The 14,673-nt window shown below is 76.3% G+C and carries 1 protein-coding gene; it reads left to right on the forward strand.

Annotated elements, in window-relative coordinates; translation table 11 throughout:
* The first annotated feature begins 15 nt into the window (after positions 1-15).
* The gene (locus NMK34_RS12920; protein ID WP_318333568.1) at positions 16-14,664 is read left to right on the forward strand and encodes a type I polyketide synthase; all 14,649 of its coding nucleotides are present in this window, start codon (positions 16-18) and stop codon (positions 14,662-14,664) included.
* Positions 14,665-14,673 lie beyond the last annotated feature (9 nt).

Consider the following 14,673-nt stretch of genomic DNA (forward strand, 5'->3'; position numbering starts at 1 on the left):
ATACGGAGTGGCCCGATGCCCACTGAGGCAGAGTTCCTCGACTACCTCCGGCGTGCCACTGCCGACCTGCGCGACGCGCGCCGGCGGGTACGCGAGGTGGAGGCCAAGGACCGCGAGCCGATGGCCGTCATCGGCATGGCGTGCCGGTTCCCGGGCGGGGTGTCCAGCCCGGCCGAGCTGTGGGACCTCGTCGACCGGGGCGGCGACGGGGTGGGCGACTTCCCGACCGACCGGGGCTGGGACCTGGAGCGGCTCTTCAACGTCGACCCGGACAACCCGGGCACGTCGACCAGCAACCAGGGCGGCTTCCTCTACGACGCGCCACAGTTCGACCCGGGCTTCTTCGGCATCAGCCCTCGCGAGGCCCTGGCGATGGACCCGCACCAGCGGCTGCTGCTGGAGACCTCCTGGGAGGCGTTCGAGCACGCCGGCATCGACCCGCAGGCGCTGCGTGGCAGCCGGACCGGCGTGTTCGCCGGGGTCATGTACCACGACTACGCGTCGCGGGTGCTGGACCTGCCCGACGGCGTCGAGGGCTACATCGGCACCGGCAACTCCGGCAGCGTGGTGTCCGGCCGGGTGGCGTACACCTTCGGGCTGGAGGGCCCGGCCGTCACCGTGGACACGGCATGCTCGTCGTCGCTGGTCGCCGTGCACCTCGCGACGCAGGCGCTGCGCCAGCGGGACTGCGACTTCGCGCTCGCCGGCGGTGTGACGGTCATGTCCACCCCGGGCACCTTCGCCGACTTCTCCCGCCAGCGGGGCCTGGCCTCCGACGGCCGGTGCAAGTCGTTCGCCGCCGCCGCCGACGGCACCGGCTGGTCCGAGGGCGTCGGCGTGCTGCTCCTGCAACGGCTCTCCGACGCCCGCCGCGACGGCCGGCGCATCCTCGCCGTCGTCCGGGGCAGCGCGGTCAACCAGGACGGCGCCAGCAGCGGACTCACCGCCCCCAACGGCCCGTCGCAGGAGCGGGTGATCCGGCAGGCCCTCGCCAACGCCCGGCTCTCGCCGGCCGACGTCGACGTGGTCGAGGCGCACGGTACCGGCACCACCCTCGGCGACCCCATCGAGGCGCAGGCGCTGCTGGCCACGTACGGGCAGGACCGGGGCGACGGCGGGCCGCTCTGGCTGGGCTCGGTCAAGTCGAACCTGGGTCACACCCAGGCCGCCGCGGGCGCCGCCGGCCTGATCAAGATGATCGAGGCGATCCGCCACCGCACCATGCCCGCCACCCTGCACGTCGACGAGCCGTCCCCGCACATCGACTGGTCCGCCGGGCAGGTCTCGCTGCTGACCGAGGCGCGCGCGTGGTCGGCCACCGACCGGCCGCGCCGGGCCGCCGTGTCGTCCTTCGGCATCAGCGGTACGAACGCGCACGTCATCCTGGAGGAGGCGCCCGGCGACGACGCCCCGTCCACCGACGAGACACCCTCCGCCGTCGACGCGCCGGTCGCGCTCCCGCTCGCCCCGGTGTTCCTCTCCGCCCGTACGCCCGAGGCGCTCGCGGGGCAGGCCGGCCGCTGGGCCGACCACCTCGCCCGCGTCGACGCCCCACGTCCGGTGGACGTCGCGGTCTCCTCGGTCAGCCGCGCGGGGCTCGAACACCGCGCGGTCGTCCTGGCCGGCGACGCGGACGACCTGCTCGCCGGGCTGCGGGCCCTCGCCGCGGGCGAGCCGACCGGCGCCGTCACCACCGGCGCGTCGGCCCCGCGTGGCCGGGTGGCCTTCCTCTTCTCCGGCCAGGGCGCGCAGCGCGCCGGTATGGGTCGCGGGTTGTACGGGGCGTTCCCGGTGTTCGCCGCCGCGCTGGACGAGGTGTGCGGTCACCTGGATCCGTTGCTGCCGCGTCCGCTCAAGGAGGTGCTGTTCGCGTCGGAGGGTTCCGCTGAGGCGGGGTTGCTGGATCAGACGGTGTTCACCCAGGCGGGGCTGTTCGCGGTCGAGGTGGCGCTGTTCCGGCTGGTCGAGTCGTTCGGTGTGGTGCCGGACCTGGTGGCCGGGCACTCCGTCGGTGAGATCGCGGCGGCGCACGTGGCGGGCGTGCTCTCCCTGGCCGACGCGTGCGCGTTGGTCGCGGCGCGGGGTCGGCTGATGCAGTCCCTGCCGGCTGGTGGCGGCATGCTCGCCGTGGCCGCCGACGAGGCCGCCGTCGCCGCGTCCCTGGCGGGGCTGCCCGGCCGGCTCGACCTGGCCGCTGTCAACGGCCCCGCCGCCGTGGTGGTCGCGGGCGACGTCGAGGCGCTCGACGAGGTACAGCGGGTGTGGTCCGAGCGGGGTGTGCAGACCCGCCGCCTGCGGGTGAGCCACGCCTTCCACAGCGCCCGGATGGACCCGATGCTGGCCGAGTTCGCGGCCGTCGCCGAGGGACTGACGTTCCGGCCGCCGACGATCCCCGTGGTGTCGAACCTGACCGGCCGCGTCGCCGACGCCGACCAGCTCTGCGACCCGGGCTACTGGGTGCGCCACGTACGCGGCACCGTTCGCTTCGCCGACGCCGTCGACTGCCTGCGCGCCGAGGAGGTCGACACCTACCTGGAGGTGGGACCGAACGGCGTCCTCACCGCCATGACGCAGAACTGCCTCGCCGAGCGCGCGGAGGACGAGCCGGCGCCCCTGCTGGCGCCGGTGTCGCGCCACGACCGGCCTGAGCCGCAGGCCCTCCTGGAGGCCCTCGCGTCGCTGCACGTGCACGGCCGCGCCGTCGGCTGGGCGGGCCTGCTCGACCGGGCCGGCGGCCGGCACGTCGACCTGCCGACGTACGCCTTCGAGCACCAGCGCTACTGGCTGGAGCCGGCGGGCCGCTGGACGGACGTCTCCGGTGCCGGCCTCGGCGCGGCCGGGCACCCGCTGCTCGGCGCGGCGGTCTCCGTGGCGGGCGAGGACATGGTGGTGCTGACCGGCCGCCTCTCGACGTCGACGCACGCGTGGCTCGCCGATCACGTCGTCTCCGGCGTGGTGATCGTGCCGGGGGCTGCCCTGGTGGAGTTGGCGGTGCGGGCGGGCGACGAGGTGGGTGCGTCGCGGGTGCGGGAGTTGACCGTGGCCGCGCCGTTGGTGCTGCCGCAGGTGGGTGCGGTGCGGGTGCAGGTACGCGTCGGCGCGGCTGACGAGGCGGGCGTGCGATCGGTGACCGTGCACTCGCAGCCCGATGAGGCCGCCGACCCGGAGTGGGTCCGGCACGCGGAGGGTGTGCTGGAGCCGGCGTCGGCCGACGAGCCGGGCGTGGGGGAGTGGCCGCCGGTCGGCGGGGTCGAGGTGGACGTGGCGGGCTGGTATCCGGTGCTTGCGGAGCGTGGCCTGGCGTACGGGCCTGTGTTCCGGGGGCTGCGGCGGGTGTGGACGTGCGGTGACGAGGTGTTCGCCGAGGTGGCGTTGCCGGACGAGGTGGCCGGTGACGTTGCGCGCTTCGGTGTGCACCCGGCGTTGCTGGACGCCGCGCTGCATCCGATCGGGTTGCTGTCCGGCTCGGAGGGTTCGGGTGGGGCGCGGGTGCCGTTCGCGTTCGAGGGTGTGCAGGTGTGGGCCTCGGGTGCGCGGGTGCTGCGGGTGCGGCTGTCGCGTGCGGGTTCGGCGGTGCGTCTGGTCGCGTGCGACGAGTCGGGCGCGGCCGTGGTGTCGGTGGACACCCTCGCCCTGCGCGAGCTGACCGGGGTGTCGGCGTCCCCGGACGCGTCGGCCCGGTCGCTGTTCGAGGTCGCCTGGCACGCCCAGGAGGTCGCCCCGGCCGGGGCCGCCTCCGGGTGGGCGCTGCTCGGCACGCCCGCCGCCGACCTGCCGGCCGTCGCTGAGCTGCCGGTGTACGCCGACGTCGAGGCGGTCGCCGTGGCGTCGGGTGTGGCGCCGCGTCTGTTGCTGGTGCCGGTGGGTGGCCTGCGCCGGGCCCTTCACGTCGAGACGGAACCTGCTTCGGTCCCCGGTGAGATGCCCGCCGCCGCCGTCGACAATGGCCCCGAGCCGGTGCGGGCGGCGACGTCGCAGGTGCTGGCGACGGTGCGGTCCTGGCTGGCGGCCGACGCGCTGGCGGAGTCGCGGTTGGTCGTGGTGACCCGGGGTGCGGTGTCGATCGGGGACGGAGACCGGGTCACCGACCTGGCCGCAGCGGCGGTCTGGGGTCTGCTGCGCTCGGCGCAGTCGGAGCATCCGGGTCGCATCGTCCTGGCGGACGTCGACGGTGACGTGGACGCCGGGCTGCTGGCTGTGCTGGGTTCCGTGGCCGACGAGCCGGTGGCGTTCGGTGGTCAGGTCGCGGTGCGTGCGGGTGAGGTGTTCGTGCCGCGCCTGGTGCGTGCGGTAGCGCCCTCGTCGGCGGACGGTGTCGTGGTGGGTGACGGCGCGGTGCTGGTGACCGGCGGTACGGGCGCGTTGGGCGCGCTGGTGGCGGAGCATCTGGTGTCGGCGTACGGGGTGCGGTCTCTCGTGCTGGTGTCGCGGCGCGGCCCGGGGGCCGCGGGTGCGGGCGAGCTGTCGGAGCGGCTGTCCGCGTTGGGTGCGTCGGTGCGGGTGGTCGCCTGTGACGTGACGGACCGGGATCAGGTGTTCGGCCTGGTGGCTGAGGTTTCCGCTGGGGGCCGGTTGGCGGGTGTGGTGCACACCGCCGGTGTCCTGGATGACGGCGTGGTCGAGCGGGTCACCGAGGAGCGTCTGGCAAGGGTGTTGGCGCCGAAGGTGTCGGCGGGTTGGTTCCTGCATGAGGCGACGGCGGGTCTTGGTCTCGACTTGTTCGTGGTGTTCTCGTCGGTTGCTGGTGTGCTGGGTTCGCCGGGTCAGTCGGCGTACGCGGCGGGCAACGCGTTCCTGGACGGGTTGGCGGTCCACCGGCGGCAGCTCGGGTTGCCTGCCGTCAGCCTCGCCTGGGGCATGTGGGACACCCCCGGCATGGGCGCGTCCCTCGACGAGGCGGACCGGGCGCGATCGACCCGGGGCGGCATCACCGCGATGAGCGCCGAGACCGGGCTGCGGCTGTTCGACGCCGCCCTGACCGCCGGCCGGCCGGCCCTGGTGCCCGCCGTGATCGACCTGGCCGCCCTCCGGGCCGCGGCCGGCGCCGGCCTGGTGCCGCCGATGCTCCGCAACCTGGTCGGTACGACCACGACCCGCCGCCAGGCGGGACAGGGCACCACCTGGGCGACCCGCATCGGCGGCCTGACCGCCGACGAGGCGCGCGCCCAGCTCGACGTGCTGGTACGCGGCCTCGTCGCGCAGGTGCTCGGACACGGCGGGGCGGAAGCCGTGCCCGCCGACCGGGCGTTCCGCGAGCTGGGCTTCGACTCGCTGACCGCCGTCGACCTGCGTAACCGCGTGAACGCGGCCACCGGCCTGCGGCTGCCCTCGACGCTCGTATTCGACTACCCGACGCCGCAGGCGCTCGCCGCCCACGTGCACACCGAACTGGCCGGCGCCGCAGGTGGCCCCGCCGCGCCGGGCGCGCGGACCACCACCCGCGCCGACGAGCCGCTCGCCATTGTCGGCATGGCCTGCCGCTACCCGGGCTGCGTCGAGACGCCCGACCAGCTGTGGGCGCTGCTGGCCGCCGGCGGGGAGGGGATCGGGGAGTTCCCCACCGACCGCGGGTGGGATCTGGAGAGCCTGTTCGACCCCGACCCCGACCACCCCGGCACGTCGTACACCCGCCACGGCGGTTTCCTGTACGACGCCGGCGCGTTCGACCCCGCCTTCTTCGGCATCTCGCCCCGCGAGGCCCTCGCCATGGACCCCCAGCAGCGGCTGCTGCTGGAGGCGTCGTGGGAGACGTTCGAGTCCGCCGGGCTGGACCCGCAGCGGCTGCGGGGCAGCCGGACCGGTGTCTTCGCCGGCGTCATGTACCACGACTACGCCTCCCAGCTGATGGAGCTTGCCGACGAGGTCGAGGGCTACGTCGGCACCGGCAACTCCGGCAGCGTCCTGTCCGGCCGGGTCGCCTACACGTTCGGCCTCGAAGGCCCGGCGGTCACCGTCGACACCGCGTGCTCGTCGTCGCTGGTGGCGCTGCACCTCGCCGCGCAGGCGCTGCGGTCGGGTGAGTGCGATCTGGCGCTGGCCGGTGGCGTGACGGTGATGGCGACGCCGGGCACGTTCATCGAGTTCTCGCGGCAGCGTGGTCTGTCGCAGGACGGCCGGTGCAGGTCGTTCGCCGCGTCTGCCGACGGGACCGGCTGGTCCGAGGGCGTCGGCGTGCTCCTCGTGCAGCGCCTCTCCGACGCCCAGCGCGAAGGCCGGCGCATCCACGCCGTCCTGCGCGGCACGGCCGTCAACCAGGATGGTGCGTCGAACGGGCTGACCGCCCCGAACGGTCCGTCGCAGCAGCGCGTGATCCACCAAGCCCTCGCGAACGCCCGCCTGACCCCGGCCGACGTGGACGCCGTCGAGGCGCACGGCACCGGCACGACGCTGGGTGATCCGATCGAGGCGCAGGCTCTGCTGGCCACGTACGGGCAGGAGCGTCCCGTCGACCGGCCGCTGCTGTTGGGGTCGGTGAAGTCGAACATCGGGCACACGCAGGCCGCCGCCGGTGTGGCCGGTGTGATCAAGATGGTCATGGCGATGCGGCACGGCCTCGTCCCGCCGACCCTGCACGTGGACGAGCCCTCCCCGCACGTCGACTGGACCGCCGGGGCGGTCGCACTCGCCACCGAGCCCACCCCCTGGCCGGCCGTGGACCGGCCGCGTCGGGCGGCGGTGTCGTCGTTCGGGATCTCCGGCACGAACGCGCACGTGATCATCGAGCAGCCGCCCGCCGAGACGGTCGGCGCGCGGCCCACCGACCGGCCGCGCGCCGACGTCGTACCCCTCGTGCTCTCCGCCGTGGACGCCCCGGCGCTGCGCGACCAGGCGGCCCGGCTGAAGGCGCACCTCGCGGCACACCCGGAGCTGGCGCCGGCCGACGTCGCGCACGCCCTGGTCACCACCCGGGCCACGTTCGACCACCGCGCCGTCGTCCTCGGCCGCGACACCGTCGACCTGACGCGGGCCCTGGAGTCGTTCCACCTCGGCGAGGCCACCGCCGCCGTCACCGGCGTCGCGGCGCGCGCCGCCGACCCGGTCCTCGTCTTCCCCGGCCACGGCGACCCGTGGCCCGCCGCGACCGTCGAGCTGCTGGACCGGGCACCGGAGTTCGCCACCGCGATCGCCGCCTGCGAGGCGGCCCTCGCCCCCCACGTGGACTGGTCGCTCGCCGCCGTGCTGCGCGGCGCGGACGGCGCTCCCACCCCGGCCGAACCCGGGGTGGCGCCGGCCGTCCGGTGGGCCGTGGCCGTCTCGCTGGGACGCTGGTGGCGCTCCCTCGGCGTACGACCCGCCGCCGTGCTCGGGCACGCTCACGGCGCGCTCGCGGCCGCCTGCGTGGCCGGCGCGCTGTCGCTGGAGGACGCGGCGAGGACGATCGCCCTCGCCAGCCCGGCGGAGGACGGCCCGGACGCGCCGGCCGGAATCACCCTCCGGGCGGCCGACGTGCCGCTGTACTCGGCGACGACAGGCGGTCCGGTCGACACCGACGGCCTCGACGCCGCCCGGTGGTACCGGGATCTGACCGCCGACGCCGACGCCGGACCGGCCGTACGCGCCCTGCTCGACGAGGGCCACCGGGTCCTCCTCGAGGCGGCCCCGGCGACCGTGCTCGCCGCCGGCATCCGCGAGAGCGCGCGGGCCGACGACGCCGTCGTGGTGGCCGCCGACGACACCGTGGCCGGCGGCTGGCAGCGCATGCTGACGGTCCTCGCCGGGCTGCACGTGCACGGCGTGCCCGTCGACTGGACGGCGATCCTGGGCGCCCCCACCGGCCCGCCGCCCCCGCTGCCCACGTACGCCTTCCAGCGCCAGCGCTACTGGCCGCAGCCGACGGCGGCGACCGCCCCCGCCCCCGTCGGCACCGACGAGGCGGACCGGCACTTCTGGGAGGCCGTGGAACGCGCCGACGCGTCTGCGCTGGCCGCCGCCATGCGCATCGACGAGGCCACGGTCAGCTCCCTCGACCCCGCGCTGCCGCTGCTCTCCTCCTGGCGCCGGCGCCGCCGCGACGAGTCCACCGTGGACTCGTGGCGCTACCGGGTGACCTGGAAGCCGCTGGCCGTCGCGCCGGAGGCCACCCTCGCCGGCACGTGGCTGCTGGTCGTGCCGGCCGCCGAAGCCGAGCACCCCCTGGTCGACGGCGTCGCCCGGACGCTGGGCGAGGGCGGGGCCGAGGTCGTCCGGATCGACGTGCCGGAGACGGGCCGGCCGGTGCTGGCCGAGCGGCTGGCGCGTACCGGCGGGCCCGTCGCCGGGGTGCTCTCCCTGCTCGGCCTGGACGACGCGCCGCACCCGGCCCACCCGGTCGTCCCGGCGGGTCTCGCCGCCACTTACGCCCTGGTCCAGGCCCTCGGCGACACCGGCGTCACCGCCCCGCTGTGGTGCGCCACCGCCGGCGCGATCTCGACCGGCCGCGCCGACCAGCTCGACCGCCCCCGCCAGGCGATGCTCTGGGGGCTCGGCCGGGTGGTCGCCTTGGAGCACCCGGACCGCTGGGGCGGACTGCTGGACCTGCCCGCCGAGCTGGACCCCCGGGACCGGGCCCGGCTCGTGGCGGTGCTGGCCGGCGTCGACGCGGAGGACCAGCTGGCGCTGCGCCCCTCCGGGGTGTTCGCCCGGCGACTGGTCCGCGCCCGCGCCGAGCGCACTCCGACGCAGGACTGGCGTCCCGCCAGCGGCGCCGTCCTGGTCACCGGCGGCCTCGGGTCCATTGGGGCCCAGGTGGCGCGCTGGCTGGCCCGCGAGGGCGTGGGTGAGCTGGTGCTGACCGGCCGCCAGGGCCCCGCCACGCCCGGCGCCGACGAGCTGGCCGACGAACTGCGCGCCGCCGGCGCCACAGTCACCGTGGCCGCCTGCGACGTCGCCGACGCGGCCGCCGTACGGGCCCTCGTCGAGCGGCTCGCCGGGCAGGGCACCCACATCGGGGCCGTGTTCCACACCGCCGGCGTCGCCCACGCCGCGCCCGTCGCGGCGACCGACGTCGCCGACCTCGCCGACGCCCTGCGGGCCAAGGTGGCCGGCGCGGTCAACCTCGACGAGGCGTGCGGCGACGAACTGTCGGCGTTCGTGCTCTTCTCCTCCGGCGCGGGCGTCTGGGGCGGCGGGCACCAGGGCGGCTACGCCGCCGCCAACGCCTTCCTCGACGCGCTCGCCGAGGACCGGCGACGGCGCGGACGGGCCGCCACCGCCGTCGCCTGGGGTGCCTGGGACGGCGGCGGCATGGTCGACGCCGAGGGCGCCGCCGACCAGATGTTCCGCTCGGGCGTCCGGGCCATGCGCCCCGACCTCGCGGTCTCCGTCCTGGCCGAGGCGCTCGACCACGGCGACACCACGCTCACCGTGGCGGACATAGCCTGGGACCGGTTCCTGCAGACCTACACGCTGGCCCGCCCCCGGCCGCTGATCGCCGACATCCCCGAGGTGGCCCGGCTGCTCGCGGCCGGGCAGCGCGACGGCGGCACGCCCGGCGCGGCGTCCCCGCTCCGCGGCCGGCTGGCCGGCCTCGCCGCACCGGAACGCCGTCGGATCCTGCTCGACCTCGTACGCGTCCACGCGGCGGCGGTGCTGCGCCTGTCCTCGCCGCAGGCGCTGGCGGCGGACCGGTCGTTCCGGGAGATCGGCTTCGACTCGCTCAGCGCCGTCGAGATGCGCAACCGCCTCGCCGAGGCGGTGGGACTGAACCTGCCGGCGACCCTGGTGTTCGACCGCCCGACGCCCGACGCCCTCGCCGAGCACCTGGCGGGCAGGCTCGCGGGCGACGACACCCCGGCGGCCGAGCCCGTGCGGGCCGCCACCGCGCTGGACGAGCCGATCGCCATCGTCTCGATGAGCTGCCGCTACCCCGGCGGCGTCGCCGGCCCCGAGGACCTGTGGCGACTCGTCGCCGAGGGACGCGACGGCATAGCGGAGTTCCCGGCCGACCGGGGCTGGGACCTGGCAGCCATCTACGACCCCGATCCCGACCGGCCCGGCACCTCGTACGTGCGCGAGGGCGGCTTCCTCACCGACGCCGCCGGCTTCGACGCCGCCCTGTTCGGCATCTCCCCGCGTGAGGCGATGGTGATGGACCCACAGCAACGGGTGCTGCTGGAGAGCGCCTGGGAGCTGTTCGAGCGGGCCGGCACCGCGCCCGCCGACATGCGGGAGACCAACACCGGTGTCTTCGTCGGCACCAACGGCCAGGACTACGCGACGCTGCTGATGGCCGCCCGGGTCGAGACCGAGGGCTACCAGGCCACCGGCAACGTCGCCGCCGTCATCAGCGGTCGGCTGGCGTACCACTTCGGGTTGCAGGGCCCCGCCGTCAGCGTCGACACCGCCTGCTCGTCGTCGCTGGTGGCGCTGCACCTGGCCTGCCAGTCCCTGCGGCAGGGCGAGTGTGACGTCGCGGTTGCCGGCGGCGTGACGGTGATGGCCACCCCCGGCCCGTTCCTCGAGTTCGCCCGGCAACGAGGGCTCGCCCTCGACGGCCGGTGCAAGTCGTTCGCCGGGGCCGCCGACGGCACCGGCTGGGGTGAGGGCGTCGGCTTGGTGATGTTGCAGCGGCTCTCCGACGCCCAGCGCGACGGCCGGCGGATCCTCGCCGTCGTGCGCGGCTCGGCGATGAACCAGGACGGCGCCAGCAACGGCCTGACCGCCCCCAACGGGCCCGCGCAGGAGCGGGTGATCAACCAGGCGCTGGCCAACGCGCGGCTGAGCGCCGCCGACGTGGACGCCGTCGACGGGCACGGCACCGGCACCCGGCTCGGCGACCCGATCGAGGCGCAGGCCCTGCTGGCCACGTACGGGCGGCAGCGCCCCGCCGACCGGCCGCTCTGGCTCGGCTCCGTGAAGTCGAACATCGGCCACACCCAGGCCGCCGCCGGCGTCTCCGGCGTGATCAAGATGGTGCTGGCCCTCCAGCACGACCTGCTGCCGCCCACCCTGCACGTGGACGAGCCGTCGCCGCACGTGGACTGGTCGTCCGGTGCCGTCGCGCTGCTGACCGAGGCGCAGCCGTGGCCGGACGTGGACCGGCCGCGCCGCGCCGGCGTGTCGTCGTTCGGGGTCAGCGGCACCAACGTGCACGTCATCCTCGAACAGGCGCCCGCCACGCCCTCGGCCGACACCGCCGCCCCCCGTCCGGCCGGCGCCGACGCGCCCACGACCAGTTCCAGCCGCGGCACGCTCGGCGCCGCCGACGGGACGCCGCTGCTGCCGTGGGTCGTGTCGGCAGACACCGCCGACAGCCTGCGGGCACAGGCGGCCCGGCTGGCCGACTGGCTGCCGGGCAGCGGAACGCCCGCGGCCGACGCGGCCCGGGCACTGGCCACCGGACGGTCCCCGCTGCGGCACCGCGCGGTGCTGCTCGCCGCCGACGCCGACGCCGCCCTCGCCGGCCTGCGGGCCCTGGCCGCCGGGCAGGACCACCCCGGGCTCACCCGGGGCGCCGCCGAGCCCGGCGGCGCGCTGGCGGCACTCTTCTCCGGCCAGGGCGCGCAGCACGCCGGGATGGGCCGACTCCTGTGGGAGACGTTCCCCGTCTTCGCGGCGACCCTCGACGAGGCGTGCCAGCACCTGGACGCGTACCTGCCGCGGCCGCTGCGCGCGGTGCTGTTCGCCGAGCCCGGCACCCCCGAGGCCGACCTGCTCGACCAGACCGTCTTCACCCAGGCCGGGCTCTTCGCCGTCGAGGTGGCGCTGTTCCGGCTGCTCGAACACTGGGGGATCCGGCCCGACTTCGTGGCCGGGCACTCCGTCGGGGAGATCAGCGCGGCCCACGTCGCCGGAGTGCTCGACCTGGCCGACGCCTGCGCGCTCGTCGGCAACCGGGGGCGCCTGATGCAGGCCCTGCCACCCGGCGGCGGGATGCTCGCCGTCGCCGCGCCCGAGGTCGACGTGCTGCGGGCCCTGTCCGGCACGCCGGGACAGCCCGCCGTCGCCGCCGTCAACGGGCCGGCCGCCGTCGTCGTCGCCGGCGCCGAGGACGTGCTGACCGAACTGGCCGCCCACTTCGCCGACCTCGGCGTACGCACCAAGCGGCTGCGGGTCAGCCACGCCTTCCACAGCCCGCTGATGGAGCCCATGCTCGCCGAGTTCGCGGCCGTCGCGGCGACCCTGTCGTACGCCCCGCCGACGGTGCCGCTGGTGTCGAACCTGACCGGCACGGTCGCCGACCCCGAGCAGCTCTGCACACCCGACTACTGGGTCCGCCACGTCCGCGAGGCGGTCCGCTTCGCCGACACCGTCACCCACCTGCACTCCCACGGGGTGACCCGGTTCCTGGAGATCGGGCCGGACACCGTGCTGACCGCCCTGACCGCCGACGCGCTGCCGGTGGACGCGCCGGTCGTCGTGACCGGCGTGCAGCGGCCCGGCCAGGACGAGGTGGCCACCCTGCTCGGCGCGGTGGCCCGGCTGCACTGCCACGGCGTGCCCGTACGCTTCCCGGCACTGCTGCCCGGCGCCGCCGCCCCGGTGGACCTGCCCACGTACGCGTTCGCCCACCAGCGGTTCTGGCCGACCCTCGACGCGGCGGCGCGCCACATCCCCGCCGCCGCGCACGACGACGTCGACTCGGCGTTCTGGCGGGCCGTGGCGTCCGGCGACGGCGACGCGCTCGCCGGCCGGCTCGGCCTCGACGCGGACCGGCCGCTGCGGGAACTGCTGCCGGACCTGGACCGGTGGCGGCGCCAGCAGCAGGAGGACACCCTCGCCGGCGGCTGGCGCTACCGGATCACCTGGCGCCCGCGGGCTCTCGTCACGGGTGCCGTCGACGGCACGTGGACCCTGGTGCACAGCGGTACGGACCAGCCGGTCGTCGACCGGCTCGCCGAACTGCTCACCGCGCGGGGCGGCACCGTGCGGCAGCTCGCCGTCGACCCGGCGACGACCGACCGGAGCACGCTCGCCGGGCAGCTCGCCGCCGCGGCGCCCACCCGGATCGTGTCGCTGCTCGCCCTCGACGAGCGGGCGCACCCCGACCGCTCGGCCGTGCCGCTGGGCCTGACCGCGAACCTGGCCCTGGTGCAGGCGGTCACGGACGCCCTGCCACCGGTGCCGCTGTGGCTGCTCACCCGGCAGGCCGTGGCCACCGGCGCCGACGACCCCGTCGCCCACCCCGCCCAGGCCACCACGTGGGGCCTCGGCCTGGTGACCGCGCTGGAACACCCCCGGCACTGGGGGGGCCTGCTGGACCTGCCCGCCACCCTGGACACCGCCGCCGCCGAGGGAGCCCTGGCGGCCCTCACCGCCGCCGGCGACGAGGACCAGCTCGCGGTGCGCGACTCCGGGACGTACCTGCGGCGGCTGGAGCGCGCGCCCCGCGCCGAGGCGCCGGCCGGCTGGCAGGCGCCGGGCACCGTCCTGGTCACCGGCGGCACCGGCGCCGTCGGCCGGTACGCCGCCGGCTGGTTCGCCCGGCACGGCGCGCGACGACTGCTGCTGGTCAGCCGGCGCGGCGCGGCGGCCCCCGGCGCGGACGAGGCGGTGGCGGAACTGGCCGCCCTCGGCGCCGAGGCGCGGGTGCTGGCCTGCGACCTGGCCGACCGGGACGCGGTCGCCGATCTGGTCCGTGGCCTGCGCGCCGACGGTGAGACCGTGCACGCCGTGGTGCACGCCGCCGGGGTGGGCCGGCTCAACCCGGTCGCCGCCGTGACCGAGGCGGAACTCGCCGACGTCGTCTCCGGCAAGATCGCCGGCGCGCGGCACCTCGACGAGTTCCTCGACCCGGAGCCGCTCGACCTGGTCGTGCACTTCTCCTCCATCGCGGCCGTCTGGGGCGTCGGCGACCACGGGGCGTACGCCGCCGGCAACGCCTTCCTGGACGCCTGGGCGCAGTCCCGGCCGGCCGGGCGGGCCCGGCACCTCTCGGTGAACTGGGGACCGTGGGCCGGCGGCGGCATGGTGACCGACGCGCACGCGGCGGCCATGAGCCGGCGCGGGGTGTCCCTGCTCGACCGGGAACCGGCGATGGCCGCCCTGCGCGCCGGCCTCGACGGCGACGACACCGCCCTCACCGTCGCCGACATCGACTGGGAACGCTTCGCGCCGGTGTTCGCCTCCGCCCGGCCCCGGCCGCTGATCAGCGAGATCGCCGAGGTGGCCGCCCAGGCCGCGGCGGCGCGCGCCGACGCCGAGGACGGCGACCAGGTCGCCGGCGAACTGCGCAAGCGGCTCGGCGAGTTGTCGCAGGCCGAACAGGCACGGCTGCTGGTCGATCTCATCCGCACCGCCGCGGGCGAGGTCATCGGCCACGACAGCCCGTACGCCGTGGAGGCCGGGCGGCCCTTCCGGGACCTCGGCTTCGACTCGCTCACCGCCGTGGAGCTGCGGGGCCGGCTGGCCCGCTCGACCGGGCTCAGCCTGCCCAGCTCGGTGGTGTTCGACCACCCGACCCCGCAGGCGCTGGCCGAGCACCTGCGGGCCGAACTGCTCGACGAAGCGTCGGTGGAGGCGCTGCCCACCCTCGCGGAGCTGGACCAGTTGGAGGGCGCCCTCGCGCTGCGCGACCCGGACGACATCGGCCGGGTGCGGATCACGATGCGCCTGCACAGCCTGCTCGAACGGCTCGGCGCCGCCGAGGAACGCCGGGAGGACACCGCCGAGGTGGCCGGCCGGCTGCGGGCGGCCAGCAACCAGGAGCTGTTCGACCTCATCGACCAGGATCTCGGGCTCTCCTGAGCTGCCCGG

It is taken from the genome of Micromonospora sp. BRA006-A, from assembly GCF_033433935.1.
Taxonomy (GTDB): domain Bacteria; phylum Actinomycetota; class Actinomycetes; order Mycobacteriales; family Micromonosporaceae; genus Micromonospora; species Micromonospora aurantiaca.